Annotated in this window: 18 protein-coding genes and 1 pseudogene; 14 read left to right on the top strand and 5 right to left on the bottom strand. The window is 57.5% G+C overall.

Annotated features, from left to right (window positions below):
- Window positions 1-294 precede the first annotated feature (294 nt).
- The 8 genes and pseudogenes from NY78_RS25665 to NY78_RS20805 all read left to right on the top strand — a co-directional run bounded on the left by NY78_RS25665 (window position 295) and on the right by NY78_RS20805 (window position 8,381).
- Window positions 295-522, top strand: a complete 228-nt coding sequence (locus NY78_RS25665; protein WP_009183055.1) for a hypothetical protein — start codon at window positions 295-297, stop codon at window positions 520-522.
- Between the two features lie 118 nt (window positions 523-640).
- The gene (locus NY78_RS20835) at window positions 641-1,090 is read left to right on the top strand and encodes a periplasmic heavy metal sensor (RefSeq protein WP_006917623.1); all 450 of its coding nucleotides are present in this window, start codon (window positions 641-643) and stop codon (window positions 1,088-1,090) included.
- A gap of 94 nt (window positions 1,091-1,184) precedes the next feature.
- Window positions 1,185-3,194, top strand: coding sequence for a methyl-accepting chemotaxis protein (locus tag NY78_RS20830; protein WP_009183056.1), 2,010 nt, complete (start codon window positions 1,185-1,187; stop codon window positions 3,192-3,194).
- A pseudogene (locus NY78_RS20825) lies at window positions 3,193-3,504 on the top strand (UshA-like (seleno)protein family 2); the annotation flags it as partial. The gene NY78_RS20830 and the pseudogene NY78_RS20825, both read left to right, overlap by 2 nt.
- Window positions 3,505-3,749: 245 nt before the next feature.
- Entirely contained in the window at window positions 3,750-4,571 is an 822-nt protein-coding gene (locus tag NY78_RS20820) for a universal stress protein (protein ID WP_006918406.1), read from the top strand.
- 26 nt (window positions 4,572-4,597) lie between these two features.
- Window positions 4,598-5,611: an ATP-binding protein gene (locus NY78_RS20815; protein ID WP_006918407.1), complete on the top strand. Its 1,014-nt coding sequence runs from the start codon at window positions 4,598-4,600 to the stop codon at window positions 5,609-5,611.
- Window positions 5,612-5,675: 64 nt separating this feature from the next.
- Window positions 5,676-7,640 (top strand): bifunctional serine/threonine-protein kinase/formylglycine-generating enzyme family protein, encoded by a 1,965-nt coding sequence (locus NY78_RS20810; RefSeq protein ID WP_009183050.1) that lies wholly within the window; start codon window positions 5,676-5,678, stop codon window positions 7,638-7,640.
- Between the two features lie 12 nt (window positions 7,641-7,652).
- Complete coding sequence (locus NY78_RS20805) at window positions 7,653-8,381, top strand: PP2C family protein-serine/threonine phosphatase (RefSeq protein WP_009183051.1); 729 nt, start codon at window positions 7,653-7,655, stop codon at window positions 8,379-8,381.
- Window positions 8,382-8,876: 495 nt separating this feature from the next.
- Here NY78_RS20805 and NY78_RS20800 read toward each other — a convergent pair whose 3' ends face one another.
- Window positions 8,877-9,926: a Fic family protein gene (locus NY78_RS20800; protein WP_006918410.1), complete on the bottom strand. Its 1,050-nt coding sequence runs from the start codon at window positions 9,924-9,926 to the stop codon at window positions 8,877-8,879.
- Window positions 9,927-10,193: 267 nt separating this feature from the next.
- Between NY78_RS20800 and NY78_RS20795 the strand changes: the two genes are divergently transcribed.
- A complete protein-coding gene (locus tag NY78_RS20795) occupies window positions 10,194-10,973 on the top strand; it encodes a ParA family protein (RefSeq protein ID WP_006918411.1) in 780 nt (259 codons plus the stop codon).
- 784 nt (window positions 10,974-11,757) lie between these two features.
- Window positions 11,758-12,201: a hypothetical protein gene (locus tag NY78_RS24960; RefSeq protein WP_006918412.1), complete on the top strand. Its 444-nt coding sequence runs from the start codon at window positions 11,758-11,760 to the stop codon at window positions 12,199-12,201.
- 266 nt (window positions 12,202-12,467) lie between these two features.
- Here NY78_RS24960 and NY78_RS20785 read toward each other — a convergent pair whose 3' ends face one another.
- Window positions 12,468-12,986 carry a hypothetical protein gene (locus NY78_RS20785; protein WP_231584066.1) on the bottom strand — a complete coding sequence of 173 codons (519 nt, stop codon included), beginning with the start codon at window positions 12,984-12,986 and terminating at the stop codon, window positions 12,468-12,470.
- 2 nt (window positions 12,987-12,988) lie between these two features.
- The gene (locus NY78_RS20780) at window positions 12,989-13,510 is read right to left on the bottom strand and encodes a DUF5710 domain-containing protein (protein WP_006918414.1); all 522 of its coding nucleotides are present in this window, start codon (window positions 13,508-13,510) and stop codon (window positions 12,989-12,991) included.
- A gap of 136 nt (window positions 13,511-13,646) precedes the next feature.
- Between NY78_RS20780 and NY78_RS20775 the strand changes: the two genes are divergently transcribed.
- Window positions 13,647-16,484: an AAA family ATPase gene (locus NY78_RS20775; protein WP_009183053.1), complete on the top strand. Its 2,838-nt coding sequence runs from the start codon at window positions 13,647-13,649 to the stop codon at window positions 16,482-16,484.
- A 115-nt stretch (window positions 16,485-16,599) separates the two neighbouring features.
- On the opposite strand, the gene NY78_RS20770 is transcribed toward NY78_RS20775, so the two are convergent.
- Window positions 16,600-17,970 carry a sigma 54-interacting transcriptional regulator gene (locus NY78_RS20770; RefSeq protein ID WP_006918417.1) on the bottom strand — a complete coding sequence of 457 codons (1,371 nt, stop codon included), beginning with the start codon at window positions 17,968-17,970 and terminating at the stop codon, window positions 16,600-16,602.
- Window positions 17,967-19,739 carry a PAS domain-containing sensor histidine kinase gene (locus NY78_RS20765; protein WP_006918420.1) on the bottom strand — a complete coding sequence of 591 codons (1,773 nt, stop codon included), beginning with the start codon at window positions 19,737-19,739 and terminating at the stop codon, window positions 17,967-17,969. The genes NY78_RS20770 and NY78_RS20765 overlap by 4 nt, the downstream gene beginning before the upstream one ends.
- Window positions 19,740-20,018: 279 nt before the next feature.
- Here NY78_RS20765 and NY78_RS20760 point away from each other — a divergent pair, with 279 nt between their 5' ends.
- The 3 genes from NY78_RS20760 to NY78_RS20750 all read left to right on the top strand — a co-directional run bounded on the left by NY78_RS20760 (window position 20,019) and on the right by NY78_RS20750 (window position 20,991).
- A complete protein-coding gene (locus tag NY78_RS20760; protein WP_006918422.1) occupies window positions 20,019-20,264 on the top strand; it encodes an SHOCT domain-containing protein in 246 nt (81 codons plus the stop codon).
- A gap of 41 nt (window positions 20,265-20,305) precedes the next feature.
- Window positions 20,306-20,638, top strand: coding sequence for a hypothetical protein (locus NY78_RS20755; protein ID WP_006918423.1), 333 nt, complete (start codon window positions 20,306-20,308; stop codon window positions 20,636-20,638).
- An 83-nt stretch (window positions 20,639-20,721) separates the two neighbouring features.
- A complete protein-coding gene (locus tag NY78_RS20750; RefSeq protein WP_009183054.1) occupies window positions 20,722-20,991 on the top strand; it encodes a hypothetical protein in 270 nt (89 codons plus the stop codon).
- Window positions 20,992-21,086: the final 95 nt, after the last annotated feature.

The following is a 21,086-nucleotide window of genomic DNA, read 5'->3' as shown; positions in this document are numbered from 1 at the left end:
GCGGGGGGGGATATTGGGGTTCGCCTGCGACGAACATGAACATGACCCCCTACACCAACCCTTCCATGGGAAGCTGGTAGTAACTGGGGTCTGTTCACGAAACGGAAAAAATCGTACGCTAACGGCCAAAGTGTCAGGTTGGAGCCTATGAGCCTGGACAAAACGTGTCAGGAAAAGCCGAAACAGGCCCAAACCTGACGTGATTTGTTCCTCTGACCTGACGCTCGGTTGAGGTATACTTCAAATTGACGTTAAATCATTTTGTTCCGATCGTTTATGTGCAAGGGGAGAACAATGGAAAAGCTCGTATGCTATTGCTTCGCTTATACAGCTTCAGACATTGCGGGGGATGTCGTAGCGAACGGTAAGTCTACCATCATGGAAAGAATCGTATCTGAAAAAAGGGTTGGTGGATGTCAGTGCGCGACCAAGAATCCCAGTGGTCGTTGATGCCTTGCCGATGTCCGCCAGGTGGTGGACGACACCATGAGACACAACGGGATTACATCAAGCTTTTCTTGATAGCGTGGGTGCGAAACCGGGCATCGTAGCCGCTTGCCAGTCCTTGGCGTACGATTTTCTCCCTTTCGTGAGCGGACCCCTAACTGATCGACTTGCGTCGAATAACAAGGAGCATACCATGAATACGCGTAAAAAGACTCTCGGCCTTGCTCTCGCTCTGGCGATGGTCTCGCTGCTTGGCCTGTCCGGCTTGGCCAACGCCCAGATGATGGGTCCTGGCATGATGGGGGGCCACGGCATGGGCATGATGGGAGGCCCCATGTCTGGGCTGACCCCGGAGAAACAGGCCGTCGCGCAGAAGCTTTACAATGAGCACTATACTGCCACGGCCCAGCTCAGGCAGCAGCTCTTCACCAAACAGTCCGAGCTCAACGCCCAGCTCTATGGCGGGGCCACTGACGATAAGAAGGTTCAGGCGTTGACGAAGGAGATCAACGACCTGCTCGCCAAGATGTACGATGCCCAGGTGGCTCTCCAAAACCAGCTGACCAAGGAAGGCATCCCGGCCATGGGCGGCATGGGCATGATGGGGCCTGGCATGATGGGCGGCATGGGTATGTGCTGGTAACCGCAACGAAGAGGAATAAAGGGGGCGGCATAACGTCGCCCCCATTCTCATGGCTCGATCACGGCATCCAATTATTCCTTGGGAGGACTCTTGCATGGCGATTTTCGAGAACTGGAAAATAGGAACACGGCTCGCATTGGGCTTTGGCCTCGTGGCCGCCATGTTTCTGGTGAACATCGCCATGGGACTGACCCTTTTGAAGGCAGTGGACAACAACGCCATGCGGGTCGTCAATCAGCACCTTCCGAATGCCTTACGTGCGGACCAAATGGGCGACGCGATCCTGCGCATCCAGCAGGTGTTCACCTCCATAGCGAACCAGCACAAGCCAGACTCGGGGGCGGAAGCCGAAATTGACCGCCTGGCAAAGGAATTTTCAGGGAATGCAGCGCACTTCCTGAGTCTCTTCCGCAAAGAGGGCAATACTGAGTACCAACAGGTCATGCTGGAAATCGAGGACGGTTTTCGGAAATTCCTCGACGAATCCCGCGGCACTCTCACTGTCTTCCATCAGCAAGGCATGGACAAGGGACATGAGGCCTCGGCCAAGGCCGATGCGATCCGCAAGACCTTGGAGGAAGGCCTCGATACGCTGCGGACCCAACAGACCGGCCTGGCGCAATCAGCCGCCGCTGAGGCGGATGGCCTCGTGGATTTGACGCGCAAGGTCATGCTCGGCAGCGGCGTGTTGGCTTTGGCGGTTTGCCTTCTCGTCGCCTTGTCCATCCGGAAAAGGATTTCGCTTCCTTTAAGGCACATCGCGCGCATCGCTTCGCGGATTGCCGAAGGTGAAACATCCCTGCGGGTGGGCATGGCTGGACTCGACGAAGTCGGTGAACTCGCCAGGGCCTTGGATCATCTGCTGGAGCGTATAGGCGAATCCTTGGCCTTGAACCGCGCGGTGCTCAACGCCGTTCCCGACCCGATCTTCATGACCGACGGGGAAGACGTGATCCTGGTGGCCAACGATGCGGCCACCAGGTTGGCCGGCGTTTCAGGAGAGCGCCTTGTGGGCCGCGCCTGCACCCAGGCCATCAAGCCTGGCGTCTGCGGGACGCTGTTGCGGCCTGCCCGACAGTCAGGACAAGATATTGGGGTCATCGAATGCCATACCGCCTCAGGCCATGCGTTCTTCCAGCCCAGGGCCGTGACCGTCAAGGACGAACAGGGCAAGACGCTGGGCTTCCTTGAAGTCGCCAGGGACGTCTCGGAAATGGTCCTCAAGGAGCGCGAGATCGCCAAGCACCTGGAGTGTCTCGTGCGGGTCAACGGTGAAGTCGATCAGGCCGCAAGCCTTATCGCCGAGGCCACGGACAGCATCGCCAGCCAGATGGAACAGGTGTCCGCTGGCGCGACCGCTCAGAGCGAACGGGTGTCTGAGACCGTCATTTCCATGAACCAAATCGGCTCCAGCGTGGGGGAGGTGGCGGACAACGCCTCCAAGGCCTCACGATTGGCCGAGGACGCCAAGGGAAAGGCCCGTGAAGGGGCATTGGTCGTCTCCAACTCCGTGGAGGCCATCGGCAAGGTCCAGGAACTTTCCGGGTCGCTGAAACAGAGTCTCTCCCTCCTGGGCGACCAGGCCGAGGCCATCGGCAGGATCATGGGAGTCATTTCCGACATCGCCGACCAGACGAACCTGCTGGCCCTCAACGCGGCCATCGAGGCGGCGCGGGCCGGTGAGGCCGGACGCGGCTTCGCCGTGGTGGCGGACGAGGTGCGCAAGCTGGCCGAAAAGACCATGACCGCCACAAAGGAGGTCGGACAGGCGGTGGAACGCATCCAGTCGGGCGTGGGCGAAAGCATCCTCGGCATGGACGAGGCCTCCTCGGCCATCCAGCACGCAACCAGCCTCGCGACCCTTTCCGGCCAGGCCTTGGAGGGGATCGTTCCCCTCGTGGAAGAAACCTCACGCCAGGTGGAACTGATCGCCAGGGCCGCCGAAGAACAGACCTCGGCAAGCGCGGCCATCAACGAGCATATCCGAGATGTGAATGAGGTTTCGCGTGAAACGGCCGTGGGGGTGGAACGTTCGAAGCAAGCCACGGCCGATCTCGCCGCCATGGCGCATAGGCTCAAGGAACTAGCGGGATCGGGCGTATAAACGCTTAGGGCTCGTCTTCATGCCCGAGCTGCCGGATTCGGGAAAAGGCCCGACGGAAGCGCAGATGGATGCCGTCATGGGCGAAGCCGAGAAGCTGCGGCCCCAGGTGAATTTGGTCATCGGCCTGAGTCCCTGGGGATACCAGGGCGAGGTCAATTTCCTGGACAGAGCCGAGGACAAACGGGGCCTAGACGTGTTAATCGGCGGAGGTCACGGCTCCGGCAACCGGGGCAAGATCATGGCCGGGGGCCGGACGCTCTGGATGCGTCCCTTCCCCAAAGGCAAGGGCGTACATCACGTCAATTTTGAATGACGGCATGGTGATGCGAGAGAAGGATTCGGAAATTCGCGTCAAACGGGGGGACCCCGTGTGAGCAAGGATCATGCTGTCGGCCTTTTGGGGCGTAGTGGACGCGCCACCGGCAACAACCTTCACTTTGAAGTGATGATGAACGGCAGGCCCTCGGACCATCGCCGACACATCCTGACGCGAGCACCCTGTTGCGGAAGGATGTGCGGGGCGGTTGACATTTCAATAAAAGATATGGAGGCGTCATGATTTCTTTAAAAAAGTCTTATAAATTTGCGATTGTTGCGCTCTTGGTCTTAATCATAGCTTTTTTCGATTACGCCACCGCACTACATCTATCTAAAATTGATATTGTATATCGTGAATTGTATTTTATTCCAATACTCATTGGAGCGTATTGGTTCGGAAAAAAGGGAGGAATATTCACGTCTCTCGCTTCATCGGCCGTGTACCTCCCGTGCGCCATGCTGGGAACTCCTTTGGGCAGCGCCACCTATTTTAGCAATATGCTGGAAATAGTTTTCTTCAATGCGGCTGGATATTTTGTCGGTACTTACTACGATCTTCGAAGATCACAGTTCACCTTGGCTTCAAGCGACTATGAGGAAGAGCTACCCAAACCAAGCAAGAACATACTCTTCAGCATTTATAGCGCAGAAAATACAGTTAGAGCAGCTCGCTATTTGGCCGACAACTTTTCGCATCAAAGCACAACAACCATCACAATGGTGGGACTCATAAGAGTTCAATCGCAAGATATTTTTGCTACAAAACAAGAATTCAATGTGGCATTTGAAAAATCAAACACCGAAATGAGCATCCTAGTGGAACGCGTCAAAACTATCTTGCTTCAGGGAGGAGTATCCGAAACGAACATTCGAGAACGAACGATAACTGTCGAAGGAAAGACCATGGCAAAAGAAATCTTGGAAGAGCAGCATCGTGGCCATTACGACATGATCATCGTAGGATGCACAAAGATGCCCAAAGCTCAAGAACTTCTTTTTGGAAACACGAATGTTGCTCTTGTTCGGGAAGCACCATGCCCTGTGCTTATTGTTTGTTGATTTTCAATGAGCCATGAGGAGGCGTCATGAACCTGAAGGCAATCATGATCGTGGGATCAATCGTCGTGGTCACGGCCCTGCACTACGGCGTCGCGCCCAGCCATCCCGCCTTGCATCTGCTGCACCGTGAGCTCTACTTCATCCCCATCCTGCTGGCCGGGTTTTGGTTCGGCCTGCGCGTGGCCTTGCTCACCTCCCTGGCCATTACCGTGCTCTATCTGCCGCCAATTTTATCCGGGAAGATGCTCCACGACACGCCCGCCACCGTGATTGCCCAACTTATCATGTTCAATGTGGTGGCCCTGCTCATGGGGCTGTTGGAGGATCGCCGGGCTAGGGAGCAGGAGCGGCTGCTTGGAGCCGAAAAAATGGCCCTCCTCGGCCGGGCCGCCGCTGCCATCGGCCTGGAAGTCAAGGATGTCGTCGTGGCATTGCGTCGCTTGGTGCGTGAGGGGGGCGGGTTCCGCAATCCCGGCGTGGAACCCGACGTCCAGTGCGAAATCGACCGCCTAGATCATCTCCTGTACGCTCTGGTGCGCGTTATCCCATCCCATCAAGTTCCTGCCATATCACTCGACATCAACGACCTGGTGACCGCCAGTGCCGCCCGCCTTGAGAGTGTGGCTCACAAGGTCGGGGTCAAGTTGATGGTGGAAAACGATCCGGCGGGTTGCCGCACCAGAGCCGTATCCGAAGAGTTCGGCGGCATCATCGACGCTTTGGTGAAAAATGCCGTGGAGGCCTCGCCAGCCGGGGGCATCGTCACCATCGCAACCGGGCGTCAGGGCCAATTTTGCCTGATCACGGTACGCGACAAAGGGCAGGGTATCCCGCCGGAACACATAGATAAAATTTTCATGCCTTTTTTTAGCACAAAGCCACGCGGCCATGGTTTGACCTTGGCTTCGACCAAAAAGTTCCTCAAGGATATCGGTGGAGACATAACCGTGGAGAGCGAGCCTGGCAAGGGCGCGGCCTTCCACTTGCATATACCCAGGGAGCGCGCAGGCGACGAACCCCTCATGGGGTTTGGGGCCTAGGCCGTCGAAAACCTCCCCTCCGGTTTGGAATAACCAGGCGGACAGGATCGTTCAGGAGACAGGCATGGCTGATGACGAAAAAAAGCCTCTGTTTGAGGAAGGGACCGTCATTAACGACAAGTGGACGATCTTGGATCATATTGCCACTGGCGGCAAGGGCGAGGTCTACCTAGCTAAGCAGCGGGACCTGGAGCGGCGGGTGGCCTTGAAAATCATGTCCCGGGCGTTTCTGGAAAGCTTGGCGGACGACGAGGCGGAGGTGGCGGTTGAGCTGGAACGGTTTCGACGGGAAGTACAGGTCATGGCCCGACTGCGCCACCCCAATATCCTCCAGGTGTTCGACTACGATCAAGTGGATATCGACGGTTCTCCTCTGAATTATCTCGTCATGGAATACGTGCCAGGCCCGACCCTGACCCAGACCATGCCCGAAGAGGGTTTGGGGAGCGACGAAGCGACTCTCAAGAGCTGGATACGAGAATATTTCCTGCCCGTCTGCAACGGCATGGAGGCTGTACACGCCCAGGGCGTCATCCACCGCGACCTCAAACCCGCCAACGTGCTCATCGACGATGGGACGCCCAAGATCGCCGACTTTGGACTGGCCGGGGGTAACGTGCGCGATTGCGTGACTCAAGACCACCACATCATCGGCACCTTGCCCTACATGGCCGAGGAGCAGTTCCTGGACTTGAACCTAGCCGACATCCGGGCCGACGTCTTCTCCCTGGGGCGGGTTCTGTTCGAAGCCGTGGCTGGGAAAAAGGCCCTGAAAAAAGCCAAGCCGTTCGAAACGGTGGGGTTGGAAAACCCGGTCACCGACTTCCAAAAGCGCCTGGATCGGATCATCCGGCAGGCCACCGCCAAAAAGGTGGCCAAGCGCCTGCCATCAATCCGAAGCCTGCGCCAGACCCTAGAAGATCTTGTGGTCGAAGCCCCGGTCAAAGAGACCCGCCAGGCCGCCCCACACCGCACCGCTTGGTTTGTCTCCGCCGTCGTCCTGGCCGTGCTTTTCGGAGGAGGGCTGCTCTACCATTTCCTGTGGCAAATGCCGTCACGGCAGATTGGACAGGAAGCGGTGAATACGGAAATGACCGCGCCGTCCTCTACGCCACCTGCCGCGCCGCAGTCGCCGTCAACGGCGGAGGCCCCGGCCGGTCATCATCCCGGCGAGGCCGCTCCCCAGCCCCCCCTGGCCCCGGGCGAGACGCCACCTCCACGTTTTTCAGGACGAAACGGCTCGACATTTCTCATGGTTCCGGGCGGCGAGATTTCCCCTGGGGTCGATGGAGCGCCGGATACGGTGCTTGTGCCGTCGTTTTATATGCAGGAAACCCAAATCACCAATCATCAGTTCGTCATGTTCTTGAATCTGGTGCGCGACCGCGTCACAATCAAGGAAGGGGCGGTTTCTGGTGAAGATGGAATATGGCTGCTGTTGGGGGAGATCTCCCCTTGGTATGAGCCTATCACCTATCGGCAGGGCATGTTCGTGATGGACCCGGCCACGGCCATGAACCCCGTGGTCAGGGTCTCCGCCAAGGGAGCACGGGCTTTTGCCGACTTCTACGGTTCCCGCCTGCCCACGGTGGCCGAGTGGCGGCTGGCTCAACGATTGGGGGAAGATGTTGGAAAGACCAATTCGCTCGCACCGTCCCGAGTCCCTTTTGTGCTTGCTCAGGGCATGGAAATGGACGGATGGTGGCAGGAAAGAACCCCGCCCAAACAGAAACAGGTCAAACCAGCTGTTCCGACTAAACCGAAGCAAGTCAAACCGGCCATCCCGGAACGCAAGCTTTTTTCAGTGGCCGACGCACCGGCCAACCGGCTTGGCATCCGGGGGCTTGGGACAAATATCAACGAGTGGACCACCATGGTGATCGGTACAGAGACGCATTACTTTGTCACCGGCGGCCCGCCGACCGACGCATCCTTAATTGAACCGCTCAAGCGTCAGTCCTGGGAAGGCTTTGCTGACGTGGGATTTCGCACGGTCATCCCCATGCCCCAGCCCCAATCCTCATTGTAATCGAAGGCAGCCATGCAAGCATTCGGGGCGAGCGATCAAGGTCGGGTCAGACGCCAAAACCAGGACCGATTCCTGGTCAAGGAATTCCCAGATGGCTCCATGCTTCTGGCCGTGGCCGACGGCCTTGGCGGCCAGGCTGGGGGCGATGTGGCAGCCCAGGCGGTTGTTGACGCCCTGGCCCGTCTGGAACCAGACGGCGGGTCGTCGGAATGCCTCTTGGCCTTGGCCGTGGAGACGGCTGAGCACGTTATCCGTGAGAAAACATTGATTGACCCGCGTTTGGAAGGCATGGGTTCCACTGCCACCGTGGCTTGGGTACAAGACGGCTTTGCCGTTTACGCCCATCTCGGCGATAGCCGCCTCTATCTGTGGCGAAAGGACATCCTCTCTCAGATTACCACCGATCACACTTTTCTTCAGGATTTTTTGGATGACGGCAGTATCACCCCGGAACAAGCCAAAACACATCCTTTCCGGAATATACTGGAAAAGTGCGTTGGTTGCGCCGGGTCTGAGCCTGACACTGGGAGCATTGTCCTGCATGAGGGTGACACTCTCATTTTGTGCACAGACGGATTGTTCAAGGAGTTGCAAGAGGCGGACATCGCCACTGTCATGGCCTCGAACGGAACGACGCAGCAAATGGCGACCACATTACTCAATCAGGCCCTGGCGGCTGGTGGCCGAGACAACACCACCGTTATCGTGATGCAATCGACTCCGACATCCAGCAACAGCTGACGGGTACGCCCCCCTCTAAGGGGTAAACCCAACATTCATGTCACCAGGTATCAAGTAGCTTCGAGCAGGCCCCTGGGCGTGAGAGGTCTGACAAGCAAATCACAAATTTTCAACTTGTTGCATCGCACTGGGCGTTCCTGTACCGGTTCAGGCCAAAGAGGTTTTTTCTCAGGCGGAAGTATGCGATACTGGAACTGGGTGTTACCGCCTTCCATCGAAGTTTCCATAACGTCCGTTCCGGGGCATCACCTTTTCAACCATCCCAACACCTTACCCTGAACGGGCCGCATCGAGGCCGCCAGGAATCGCCCAAACGTGCCAGGGCCGTATACGAATCTGTTTTAGCGTATGCAGCTCGCGCACGCTTCGCTATTTCCGTCAGCACGACCAGACAAGGATCACCTGGAGCTTCAAACGCAGAAAACCCCGTGTGGAGATTCCCGTCGATTTTCCCAGCCATCCAATGTCACGGCCAGAATAGCGTTTTTTCTTCCACTATGGGAGGGCATACCAAGAGCCCTTCCCGGTCCCATAACGCGTTAAATGCCCTTGTTCAACAAGTCGCCGGAAATGCACCTTTAGCGTGTTACGACTAGCCCCCGTCACTTTGGCCATTTCGCCAATCGTAACGCGCCCATGTTGCCGCGCTTGCTCGATGATCTGTGCCGCAAGTTCTGGCAACGTCGCGAGCGTGATTTTTTCTCGCTCCACCTTAGCCGCTAGACGTCGTTTTTGTTGCGCTAGGGCTTGAAGAAAAAACAAAATCCAAGGTTGCCAGTTCGGCGTATCGGTGCGGATCGTCCCCTGTGTTTGGCGCAATGCAAGATAATAGGCCTCCTTGCTGTTTTCTATGACGCTTTCCAAAGAGCTATAAGGGACATAAGTATAGCCCGCCTGCAACAAGAGAAGGGTTGTCAAAATACGGCTCAAACGACCGTTGCCGTCTTGGAATGGGTGAATTTCTAAAAAAACAACCACAAATACGGCAATCAGCAAAAGCGGATGTAGTCGTCTCGTTTCTCGGGCCTCGATATACCACTCGACAAGCTCAGCCATTAGCCTTGGCGTATCGAATGGCGAAGCTGTCTCAAAGATGATGCCGATTTGCTGGCCTGTCTCGTCAAACGCGACGACACTGTTCGGGAGTGTTTTATATCCCCCACGGTGGCGGTCGTCCTTTTCGCTGTGGCGCAGAAGGTCGCGGTGAAGCTGCTTGATATGGTTCTCAGTGAGCGGAATGTGGGGCCATACCTCAAAGATCGTTCCCATTGTTTCCGCATAACCGGCCACTTCCTGTTCGTCACGCGTGATAAAAGAGTTGATTTTAAGGTCGGAAAGAAGGCGTTCAACCTCACGGTCAGACAGCTTGGCCCCTTCAATCCGGGTTGATGACCCGATGCTTTCAATCGTGGCGACATGACGCAGGGCGTTCAGGCGTTCGGGAGCCAACGCGCCAAGGGCACGCCAAGCGCCCTTAAACTCGTCACATTCTGCGATTATCGCCAAAAACTCCGGCGTGATGCGGATGCTGTCTGTTTTGATCATGTGAGTCCCTTACACCCATATTTACACCCACATTCACCCATAAGTCCAGTTTGAAGCGTGTCCCTCTGTTTCGCCAATGTTGACCCTCTCCCGGTGTCCCCTCACCGGAAGGGCGTGGTGGAGTGCGAAGTTTTTGTGGCGAGAGAGGAGAAGGGGAATGGACAGAGATGCCCCTTGATTAAATCCGCCAGCCTCCTCTATTCGCACCAGAAAATGCTTGATTTACCGAGCTAAAAATTTGTATACACCCCTCAATAGGGGGCAAAAATGAGTGTGATCATCGCTTGCTCAAATAACAAGGGAGGGTCAGGGAAAACGTGCTGTTCCGTTACTCTAGCCCATGCACTCGCCAATCGGGGGAAAAGGGTACTCGTCTGCGACCTTGATACTCAATGCAACGCCACGTCTCTCCTGCTTCGGATAGGGGATACTCCACGAAATAGCCTCTACGAACTACTTTCGGGCACAGCCGAAACAGCCGACTGCATCTATCCATCGAAGTATGAAATGGTCGATGTCCTCCCCAATGTGGAGGAGGTCGCGGCTATGGAGTTCGACTTGATTAAGGAAGCTGACCTAAAGCTTCCATTACTACGCGATAGATTGCGTCCGCACGCCGACGCAAAGTACGACTTTGTCTTTCTGGACTGCCCACCCAACTTGGGGTTCTGGACCATGTCTGCCCTCATATCGGCCAATTTAGTCATCTCACCTACGGTTTCTGGGTCAGGTTTCTCACTGGATGGACTTCTGCGAACCATTAAATTGATCAAAGAGATTCAGCAGGACACAAACCCAGGCCTACGATTCTTCCGACTCCTCATCAACAATGTGGACCGCAGAACAACCATGGGGAAGGTCACTATGGCGCAACTGGCTGACAAGCTAGGATCAGAAATGATCTTCTCCACTACCATCCCAGCAAGCGCTCAATTCCAACAGGCCGAACACCTACGGGAGACGGTCTTGCGCCAGAACACTAAGGGACCTGGGGCAAAGGCGTATCGTGCTTTGGCCCAAGAGGTCTTGGATTTGGTCGGAGGCTGATATGACCGAACGCAAGGGAATTTCCAGCATCCTATCCAAAGTTAAGCCAGCGGCAGAAAGCACGCCAGAAGGAAGGACTCACCCTACCGCCTTCGATAAGTTTATGGCGACTAGTCCGCTTGATGCCGAACCCAACTTGGCCGATATCGCTAGGCAGATTTCAACACATTCACGGCGAGATAGTCAGATTGGGTCAGACCAAATCAGACCAGATCAGACCGAGCACCCGAATCGAGCACCCGAATCGAGCACCCATGACGGACACCCGAACCGAACACCTGAACCGGGTGTTCGACCCGAACCGAGCACCCGAACCGAGCACCCAACGCGGGCACTCGGTTCGAGCATCCGCATTGGACACCCGATTCGAACACCCGAACCGAGCACTCAACCCGAACACCCGCAGCCAAACCTGATCAAGCTGTGTCCTCCGGTAGAGGCTGCCACGCTAGCCCAAAAAACATTGCTTCGCTATTTTCAGGTGAACGGGCCACATGTCACAAATTATGATTTAATTGCAGCGGAAACAGACGTTCCCAGGGGAACGGTGCGCCGCGTGGTGAAAAAATTTGTCACGCTTGGAATGCTCGAAAAACGACCATGGAGAGAGGGTAATAAGCAGGGGGTTTTCTTCGCCCTACTCCACAACCGGGCACCCGAACTGAACACCCGAACCGAACACCCGTTTCGGGCACCCGAACCGGGCACCCGAAACGAACACGCACCACACTCTCTTAAGATAGATAGATTAAATACTCTATCTATCTCTCAAGAGACGCTAGCCATGACCTGGCCCCATCTGGTCCGGGCCGGCTTTGGCGCGGACCAGATGGAGCAGATCGTGGATAACCTGGACCAGCTCGGCAAACCCACCGACCGCATCGTCGCCGGCCTGGACCATGCCGAATGGGAATTAGAAAACGGCAAAATGCTGGACAAGGCTGGCCAGCCCGTGGCCGATCCATGCTCATGGGTGTTCACTGCCCTGGCCCGAACCGGCTACTACCGCCGGCCCAAAGGCTACGTCAGCCCCGAGGAGCAGGCCGCCAAGGACGCCGAGGCCGAAGCCAAGGCGGTTGTCGCCGCCCGGCAGGCCGCCGAGCAAGCCCAATTCGAGGCCTGGCGGGATGGGCTCTCGCCCGACGAGCTTGCCGACGCCCTGCGTGGCCACCCAGGCGGCCCGAAGGATGCATGGCTGAAGAAAATGTGGCGTGACCGCAGGAACTAATTCCGGCTCATCCTCTCCCGAAATCCCCGCCCTGATAATTGCGCCTTCGCCCTCTTCCACCGCCGATCCCCTCTCGGATGGTGTCCTGGGACATCTCCAATCCGCACCAGAAAGCCGCCTACAGGGCCTCTGTTGCATTTTTTTGGCTTTCTCCAGGTCTTGGGCCATCCAAGTGTGTGGCGGCCCCGGAAACGGCCTTCTCGGGCGTTCTGGCGGGAACCCTGGTTGTGGAGGCGAAAAACACCGTTTCTTCACCCGCTCCCGTTCTAGGGCATTCTCCAGCCGTGGACCTTGCTGGTTTCGGAATTGGGGAAGGGGTAGCAAACGCCGTTTTTGACCTGCCAGCCATCGCCCTGGCAGCGCATGAGCCGTTGCAACTCACCCTGAGTGGCGAACTGGTACACGGCCTTGCCCTCCTTGCTTGCGGCCCATTTGGCCAGTTCCGGCAGCTGCGCGATTTCTTTCGTGACGCCATCCTGGGCATAGCGCCAGCCGGCATACCCGCCGGCGGCGAAGAAGAGGAGGGCGGCGAGCATGGCCAGACCAACCCACATCTTTGCCCGGTCCCTGGTTATCCTGGGGGCCTCGGTCAACTGCTGGGTGATTCGCTGGCCGGCGGCCTCGGCTTTTCTCGACGCCTCTTCCAAGGCCCTGATAGACAGGCCCACGGTCTGAAGCTCGGATTTCATTTGCGCGACGTGTTTGCCCATGGCGGCCACGTCGTCCTGGTGGACGGCCACCACGTCGCGGATGTTCTCGAAGATTTCTTCAACGTCCTTGTTCACGTCTACGCCCCCGCCGGCCACCACTTGATGAATTTTTCCTTGTCGGCCGGATGGCACCACCATTTTTTGTGCTCACCGTCCCATCTCGCGCCCAGAGCCTTGGCAGCGTCTTTTTCCTCAATAGGTACGTTGAGATAAAACCTCACAGCCGCAGGCGTGGCCAGATGGTTCTTGACACCAGCAGATCCATGACCGGAATTTTCTGATTCTTCTTCCTGGGACTTCGTCTTCATTTCCGCCTTAGCCTTGGCATCATGCTCAAACTTTTTTCGGCCAATATCTTCGAAAGAGTCACGCTCCGCTTCGAGCTTTTCAAACCCGGCGACTAGGATGCCGAGAATCACGTTATCCGGCTGATCCTGCAAGCCGGCTTTCCAGACGAGTCCACCAAGTTTCATTTTGACGTTGGCCTCTTTTTTCCTGGCCTCTTTTCTTATTTTGGCGGCTTCCTCTGCCAGCTTGGCGCGCTTCTGCTCAATTTTTTTAAGCCGTTCCTCGGCCGTCAGCTTCGTTTTTTCAGCCATTTCGAGAGCCTCCTCAAAAATATAGGAAATGAATCATAGACCTTAGGGATAATGTCAAGGCAGCGATGGAAAAAACTTCCAAACGGCCAACGGATGCCTTAAAGCTGGAGCCGAAGAATGAGGCTACACGCAATATATGTTTTGGCAGAGCCAAAACATTGCGCCCCACTTCCGTGGGGATAAAGTCAAAAAACAAAAGGCGTTAAATAGGAATATGGCTTGCTGCTTCGCGGGCTGCTCTATCGTCGGGATGTCAACGGGCACATCCGGCGTCGCCGTGGCCGCCTATATCGACCGCGATAGGTACACTCGCGACCTGACCGGCGAAACTTTCGACTTCCGAAACCACAAAACGGACGAGCCAGTGCTGGCTCGCGGATTTGAGCTTCCCCCTGGTTCTCCAGGGTGGGACAAACAGCGCCTTTGGGATGAGGTGGATAAGGCGGAAATAGCCACCAAGCACCTTGCCAGGACCGGTGAAGTCCGCCTTCGAGCGGGTGCCCAGCTGGCCAAGCATTACGTCTTCGCCTTGCCGAAAGACGTGCAGATCACCGACGCCCAACGCATCGAAATGGCGCGGCAGCATATCCAGGAACAATTCACGGATAACGGCCTGGCCTGCCAGTGGGCGATCCACATGCAGGCGGGCAATCCGCATCTTCATGTCCTGGTGACAACCCGCCGTCTTGGGCGCGAAGGGCTCGACAAGCACAAGGCCACGGACCTGAACCCAGACTTTGCCCGGAAAAATGGCAAAGGGTTCGTCTCGACCCAGGACCGAATCAGCGAAAAATGGGAGGCGTTTCAAAATCGCTATTTCGAGGAACGGGAGTTTGAGTTGCGCGTTGATCCTCGCGGGGTCGTGTTCCAGCTCCACGAGGGCAAGGCCCGACACATCGAGGCGTCATGGAAGACGGCCGAGAACGAGGCCCGTCTTGAAGACGCCCGGCAGACCGCGCTGGTGGAGCCGAAAACGATCCTTGAAAAGCTGACCGCCCGGCAATGCCTGTTCACGGAGCGTGAGCTCAATGCGGTGCTCAAAAAGGCCGGCGTGGAGGACATGATCGAACGCGAGGCCGCGAAGCAGCGGGTGTTGTCCTGCCCGGAGTGCGTGAAGCTCTACGACGGGCAGGGTCAGGAAACGGGGCTCTACACGTCCACGCTCGTGCGGGCCGAGGAACGGGCGATCCTGGAGCTGACGGACCGGAAGATGCGGGAGGGCGGCGGCCATGTTTCGGAACGAGCGCGGCAGCAGGCGCTTTCCCGCAAGACCTTGGACCCGGAGCAGCGGGAAGCCTTCGACGTGATGACGGCCGCAAACCGGCTTTGCGTCATTCAGGGCCGGGCGGGGGCCGGCAAGAGCTACACCATGGGCGCGGCCCGGGACGCTTTCGAGGTCGACGGCTGGCGGGTGGTGGGCTTGGCCCCGACCAACACGGTCAGCCGGGACATGCACACGGACGGTTTTCAGGAGGCGTCCACGGTCCATGCGGAGCTTTTGCGCCAGGAAAAGGCGCGCACCAACCCGCGCAGCCGGGTCAAGGCCTGGGACCGCAAGACGGTTGTTTTCGTCGATGAAGCGGCCATGCTGGATAACAGGACCATGCATCGCCTGCTGCAGCAGGCGGACGTTTCCGGGGCGAAGGTCGTCATGATTGGCGACGACGCGCAGCTGGCCAGCATCCAGCGTGGGGGGATGTACACCGAAATTCGGCAGAAAACGGATAGTGCCTTGATTTCGTTGGTCAGGCGGCAGAAGCAAGATTGGATGCGGCAGGCCAGCATGGATCTTGCCGATGGGAAGATCAAGGAGGCCATGACGGCTTACCAGGAACACGATTGCATCAAGGCAGCAAAGGAGCCGATAGAGGTATTATTGCAGGATTGGAAACGGGACGTCGCGCGAAATCCCGACGTTAACCGATTCATTTATGCTGGAATAAATACGGAAGTGAACCGTATAAACGACGCCTGCAGCAAGACCATGCGGGAGCTGGGGAAGGTGCGTGGTGGCATCACCTATGCTTGTGAGAAAGGGGAAAAGAAGTTTCAGCAGACGATAGGAGTTGGAGACAGGATTCAATTTAACGCCACGGCGAAGAATATTGATAAGAATTTGATCAATGGAAATTTTGGCACTGTTCAGAAACAAAGTCAGAAGCAGATTGAGGTCAGGCTTGATAGTGGGGCGATGGTTTCTTTTAACCCTGGGGAGTACAAAGGGTTTGCCCTTGGGTATGCCGGGACGGTCTACAAAGGGCAGGGAAAGACGCAGACAGATGTTTACGCCTTGCACGGGGTGACCTGGAACAACCGGACAACCTACGTCGGCGCTACCCGGCACAAGGGCAATTTCACGCTCTACGTGGACAGTGAGAAGGTCAAGGGCTTCGAGCAGCTGGCCCGGAGCATGAGCCGGAGCCAGGACCGCGCCTCGACGCTTGGCTATCTGGACGAGCGTCAAGCTAACCAGGTCAAAGAGCGGGGGAGGGACCGGGATGGTCCGGCTTTGACGTTGCCAGGGCGGTCGCGGGTAGAGGAGCCTTCCCTGGATGCTCCCAAGCTGGAGATTGATCCGGAGCGCCTCCGGGCGGCCCGAGAGGCCAGGGACAGGCAGGAACGCTTTGCCAATCCGGAGAAGGCCCGGGAACACATCCAGGCCAAGGCCAGGGAGTTGCGGGAAACGATCACGGCCAGAGACAAGCACAAGGCCGCCATGGTGAAGATGCGGCCCGAAAGCCTGGATTACCGAGCGGCTGTGAAAAAGCTGGTCAGGCTGGAAGGGAAGGAGCAGGAAGCGGACCTGGTTTTGAGGAAGTCTTGCAAGGAGCTGGCGGGGACGCTTGGCAAGCAGGCTGTCAAGGCGGAAATAGCCAAGGTTTTCGGTCTCGAAAAAGCCGGCGTCTTCATGCAGCAGTGCGGCCTTGAGAAGGCTGTCAAGCACCAGATCAAAGGCATGGACTACAGCCGCTAGGCTTATCGAAAAGGCGAACTTGGGTTACAGTTTACGCCGTGTTCATTTGGAGTATTCTGCTATTACGATAGCACTGGCCCCGTTGCTGCATCGCCACCTACGGGAAACCTGCCGACTATCTTTGAAGCTTTGCCAGTAATGTTTTTCGTGTGATACCAAGCTGCTTGGCTGCCTCGGTCTTATTGCCACCCGTCACCTCCAACGCCGCCAATATGGCCTCCCGCTCCACCGCCTCCAGCGGTAAAATTTCCGCTGGACCTCGCTCAATCAATTGGTTCGCATTCTGCTCCTCGTGGGCCTTTTCCTGGTTTACGCTTAAAGGCAGTTCTTTCTCTGTGACGAAATCTCCCGGCATGAGTACGACCGCCCGCTCCACGGCGTTTTCCAGCTCGCGGACGTTGCCCGGCCAGTCGTACTTAAGGAGCATGTCCATGGCCTGGGGCGTGAATCCCTTGGCGACCTTCCTGTTCGCCTCCGCGAACTTGTGAAGGAAGTGCATGGCCAAAAGCGGTACGTCCTCCCCGCGATCTCGAAGCGGTGGGACAGTGAGGGTCATGACATTGAGGCGATAATAGAGGTCTTGCCTGAACCTTCCCGCTTCAACTTCCGCTTTCAGATCGCGGTTTGTCGCCGCCACGATGCGGACGTCCACCCGCAGGGCGTTGTCGCTCCCCACCCTTTGGATTTCCCGCTCCTGGATCACCCGGAGGAGTTTTGCCTGCATGGCGGAAGATATTTCTCCGATTTCGTCGAGAAAGATCGTCCCCTTGTTGGCCTGCATAAAACGGCCTTCGCGCCGCTTGTCGGCTCCCGTGAAGGCTCCCTTCTCGTGGCCGAACAGCTCCGATTCGAGAAGCGTTTCGCTTAAGGCCGCGCAATTCACGGTGACGAGCGGGCCGTTTTTGCGGGGACTGTTGAAATGGATGGCCTTGGCGATCAGTTCCTTGCCCGTGCCGGACTGTCCGGTGATGAGCACCGTCGCCTCGGAGGGCGCGACCATGGCCACCGTCTCCATGAGCCGGCGCATGGCTTCACTGCGGCCGACAATATTTTTGGGATCAAAAGAGGAAACAAGGCGTTGCCGAAGCTCCTGGTTCTCGGCCTTGAGAGATACGTGCTCTAAGGCCCGCTCCATGGTTAATCGCAGCACATCGAAGTCCAGCGGCTTGGTCAGGTAGTCGTACGCTCCCGCCTTGATCGCTTCCACCGCCGATTCCACATTCGAATAGGCGGTCATGATGAGGATGGGGATGGAGGGATTATACGCCTTGATTTCCTTCAGCGCCTCGATGCCGCCCATGTCCGCCATGCGCACGTCCATGAGGATGAGATCGAAGGGCTTTTCCCTGGCCAGCGTAACGGCCTTTGTCCCGTCGTCGGCCCCTGCCGCCTTGTACCCCCAGCCGTTGATAAGAGCCAAAAGAATGGTGCGGTGCCCCTGGTCGTCGTCAACGATCAGAACGGTCGCTTTATGCTTTGCGGTCATGAAGCAACTCCTTCCGGCCGCCCCACAGGCAGGAGGATGTTGAAGGTGGTGCCCCGGTCGGGGGTGCTCTTAACCTTGACCTCTCCCCGGTGGGCCTCGATGATCTTTTGCACAATGGCCAAGCCAAGGCCGGTCCCGGAGGATTTTGTGGTGAAGTAGGGGTTAAAGATGCTCGACAGGCTCTCGGGCGCAATCCCCTTGCCCGAATCTTCCACCTCGATCCGCACGCCCCCTCGGCCGTCGGCGGCTGCCCTGACGGCAAGCGTCCCGCCGTTTTCCATGGCCTGGATGGCGTTGAGGTAGAGGTTGAGTAAGGCCTGGGTGAGGCGGTCGGGGTCGATGGCGATGACGGGCAGGCCTGCATTCCGGTCGAAGGTGACTGTGATTTTTTTTCCTTCGGCGTCCTGGCGGACCAGCCGGAGGGAATGCTCGATGAGACTGCCCACGTCCGTCGAACGCGTCTTCAGGTCCGATGGCCGGGCAAAGTCCAGGAGTTCCGTGATGACCCGGTTGAGCCTGTCCACCTCCTGGGCCATGACGGCGGCTAGCTCCCGGCCCTGGCTACCCTCGGCGCACTGCCCCTCGAAGTATTTGGCGAAACCCTTGATTGAGGAGAGGGGGTTTCTGATCTCGTGGGCGACGCCGGCGGCCAGGCTGCCCAGGGCGGCGAGTTTTTCCTTGCGGCGCACTTCTTCCTGGAGCCTTCTTACCTCGCCCAGGTCCCGGAAAATGAAGAGATTGCCCAGGTGGGTTCCCTCCTCATTGAGAATCTTCGACGCGCTGAGGCTCAAGGGAAGATTTTTTTCTCCGTCAAAGGAGCACTCCGTTTCGTGCTCCATGACGGGTTCCCCTTTGTCGACAACATCCCTGAGGCTGCACCAGGCCCCGGGCAAAACCTCCTCAGGGATCTTGCCCATGATGTCGGCCGCCTTGAGCCCGGAAATCCTCTCGGCTGCGCTGTTGACCACGGCCAGCTTGCCGTCGCTGTCCGTGGTGATGAGCCCCACGGGAAGGTTGTTTATGATCTCCGAAGCAAAGGCCCTCGTGTCCTGGAGTTGCCGTCTGGAAAATCGGTAGCTTTGCGCCCAAAACAGGGTCATGACGCCGCCCACGCCAAGCAGAAGCAGGATGGCCGACAATATGACCGTATTGTGCATGTCCTCGGCTAAGGCCGCGTCAAAGGGGGCGACATCAAACGCGATGAAGATGGCTTGCCTTCCGGTCCCCTGCGAGGAACCCGGTCTGCTCCAGGGGCACGCGTATTGCCAAACCTCTTCTTCACAATACTCCGCAGCATCACGGCGGGCCAGGGGCGCGAAGTCGCGGTAGACCTCAAAGGCCTTCCGCCCATCCGCCAGGCTTGTGACCCGCCATTTTTCCTTCGCCCCGATGGCGAGCGCCTTCATTTCCTCGGGGCCGTGGAGCCTTGAGCCGATCTTGCCTTTGTCGCTATCGGCCAGGATCAGGCCATCCTCACCCGTCACGGCTAGATAGAAGATTCCGGGCTGGTTCGCCATCTCCTCAAGGAGCACCTGAAACTGGTCGCCCCTCCAGTGCATCCCCATGCCCGTTCGCGCTCCCGACTCGAAGGCCTTAATAAGGGCCGCTCCCTTTTCAAGAAGCGTCTGAGCAGTGAGGCTTTTCTCCCGGTGGGTGTTCCTCATGGTCATGACGACGACGATTCCAACCAAAATGAAAACCGAACCGAGGTAGAGCCAGGGCGGAACGTTCGCCACGACCTTGCGCCACACCTTTGGTCTTTTTTGCATAATCACCTCTCTCTCCGAACAAACCGGCCAATAAGCCGCCGGCTGGAAACACATTAAGCCTGCCGCGTAAAAAGTAAACGGATAGAGAAAAAAATGCGAGTAGGCTTTACTCGCATCCGCATCGCGCCGGCCAGCACTTCTGAACCTTCGTAAAACATAATCATTTAATTTAAGTATGTTAGCTAAATAATAAAGCTTTGGCACATCCCTTGCTTTAAGGGGATCAACCAAGGCGGTTTAAAAGATGGCAACATCCCACGCCAAACTAGGAGGTTGTCCATGATGTGGGACTGTGGATTCCCTCTCTCCTCTCCCTGGATGGGGGGCACAACCTTCTGGGGGCTGGGAACGATTCTGCTGCTGACCGCGCTCTTGGGACTTTTCCTCTTCGTCTCAAGGAGAGCTGACAAAACCAGTCGCGCCGACAGGGACGATTCCTTGGGAATCATCAAGGAGCGGCTGGCAAGAGGAGAGATCAACCCGGAAGAGTATCGGGAAATGAAGAAGGTCTTGGAACAGGCGTAACGAACGGGCTTAGGCCCACAAAACAAACTGGGGAGTCTTTCATGTTCAAGCACATCACACGCCGTATGTCTGTCGGTTTGGCCGCCGCCCTCGTGGTCGGCTCTCTGGCTCTTGTCGATGCCGGAACCGCCCGGGCCCAGGCCACCGGCCCCAACCAGGCCGCGACCCAAACGGCCGCTCCGGGAATGTATGGCCAGCCAGGTTCTTACGGCAACGGATACGGTTCCCCCTGTCCCTGGTTTGCCGGACCCGGCTATGCCCAGGCCGGACAGCCGGGTTACCGGCAGGCGGCCAACCGCTACGCCAACGCCCCCAGGAGCTATTACGGGAACTATCGGTACTCCGGGCGTTCTTACGGCTACCCTTGCTGGTAACAACTCTGGCGTCGACGAGGCTGGCCTGACATTCCGACCTGTTTCGCCAACATCAACAACAATGAAATATGGGGAGTAAAATCATGAGTGTTCTGAAGAAGACCACGATCCTGGCGGCCTCGGCCGTGCTTGGCCTCACTCTGCTGGCCGGGATCAGCGCTCAGGCCCAGACCACCAACCAGGGCACGCCCTCGGGGCAAACGGTACAGGCGACGCAGCCGAGCACGTACACCTCCGGGGGGGCTTGGGGCAACATGATGGGCTGGGTGCCACCGACGACCACCACCGCGCCGACCACTGGTTACGGTTATGGCGGCTACGACGGCTGGGGATGGGGCTGCGGCTGGTGGTAGGAGCCCGAAACCTTTCAGCGAGGAGGCGCTATGGTCAAAGTAATATTGGCTCTTACGGTCTTGCTGCTCGTGACCGCGTGCGCTCCATACTATGG

This window comes from Desulfovibrio sp. TomC (assembly GCF_000801335.2).
Lineage (GTDB): Bacteria > Desulfobacterota > Desulfovibrionia > Desulfovibrionales > Desulfovibrionaceae > Solidesulfovibrio.
The sequence above is the reverse complement of the archived record's forward strand: the minus strand, read 5'-3'. Positions and strand labels throughout refer to the sequence as shown.

Bases quoted from the DNA above. Each gene is read 5' to 3' on its own strand.
- NY78_RS20750 (WP_009183054.1), top strand. From the start codon at position 20,722: ATGAGTGTTCTGAAGAAGACCACGATCCTGGCGGCCTCGGCCGTGCTT.
- NY78_RS20820 (WP_006918406.1), top strand. From the start codon at position 3,750: ATGATTTCTTTAAAAAAGTCTTATAAATTTGCGATTGTTGCGCTCTTG.
- NY78_RS20755 (WP_006918423.1), top strand. From the start codon at position 20,306: ATGTTCAAGCACATCACACGCCGTATGTCTGTCGGTTTGGCCGCCGCC.
- NY78_RS20830 (WP_009183056.1), top strand. From the start codon at position 1,185: ATGGCGATTTTCGAGAACTGGAAAATAGGAACACGGCTCGCATTGGGC.
- NY78_RS20810 (WP_009183050.1), top strand. From the start codon at position 5,676: ATGGCTGATGACGAAAAAAAGCCTCTGTTTGAGGAAGGGACCGTCATT.
- NY78_RS20770 (WP_006918417.1), bottom strand. From the start codon at position 17,970: ATGACCGCAAAGCATAAAGCGACCGTTCTGATCGTTGACGACGACCAG.
- NY78_RS20775 (WP_009183053.1), top strand. From the start codon at position 13,647: ATGTTTTGGCAGAGCCAAAACATTGCGCCCCACTTCCGTGGGGATAAA.
- NY78_RS20760 (WP_006918422.1), top strand. From the start codon at position 20,019: ATGATGTGGGACTGTGGATTCCCTCTCTCCTCTCCCTGGATGGGGGGC.
- NY78_RS20815 (WP_006918407.1), top strand. From the start codon at position 4,598: ATGAACCTGAAGGCAATCATGATCGTGGGATCAATCGTCGTGGTCACG.
- NY78_RS20835 (WP_006917623.1), top strand. From the start codon at position 641: ATGAATACGCGTAAAAAGACTCTCGGCCTTGCTCTCGCTCTGGCGATG.
- NY78_RS20805 (WP_009183051.1), top strand. From the start codon at position 7,653: ATGCAAGCATTCGGGGCGAGCGATCAAGGTCGGGTCAGACGCCAAAAC.
- NY78_RS24960 (WP_006918412.1), top strand. From the start codon at position 11,758: ATGACCTGGCCCCATCTGGTCCGGGCCGGCTTTGGCGCGGACCAGATG.
- NY78_RS20795 (WP_006918411.1), top strand. From the start codon at position 10,194: ATGAGTGTGATCATCGCTTGCTCAAATAACAAGGGAGGGTCAGGGAAA.
- NY78_RS20780 (WP_006918414.1), bottom strand. From the start codon at position 13,510: ATGGCTGAAAAAACGAAGCTGACGGCCGAGGAACGGCTTAAAAAAATT.
- NY78_RS20765 (WP_006918420.1), bottom strand. From the start codon at position 19,739: ATGCAAAAAAGACCAAAGGTGTGGCGCAAGGTCGTGGCGAACGTTCCG.
- NY78_RS20800 (WP_006918410.1), bottom strand. From the start codon at position 9,926: ATGATCAAAACAGACAGCATCCGCATCACGCCGGAGTTTTTGGCGATA.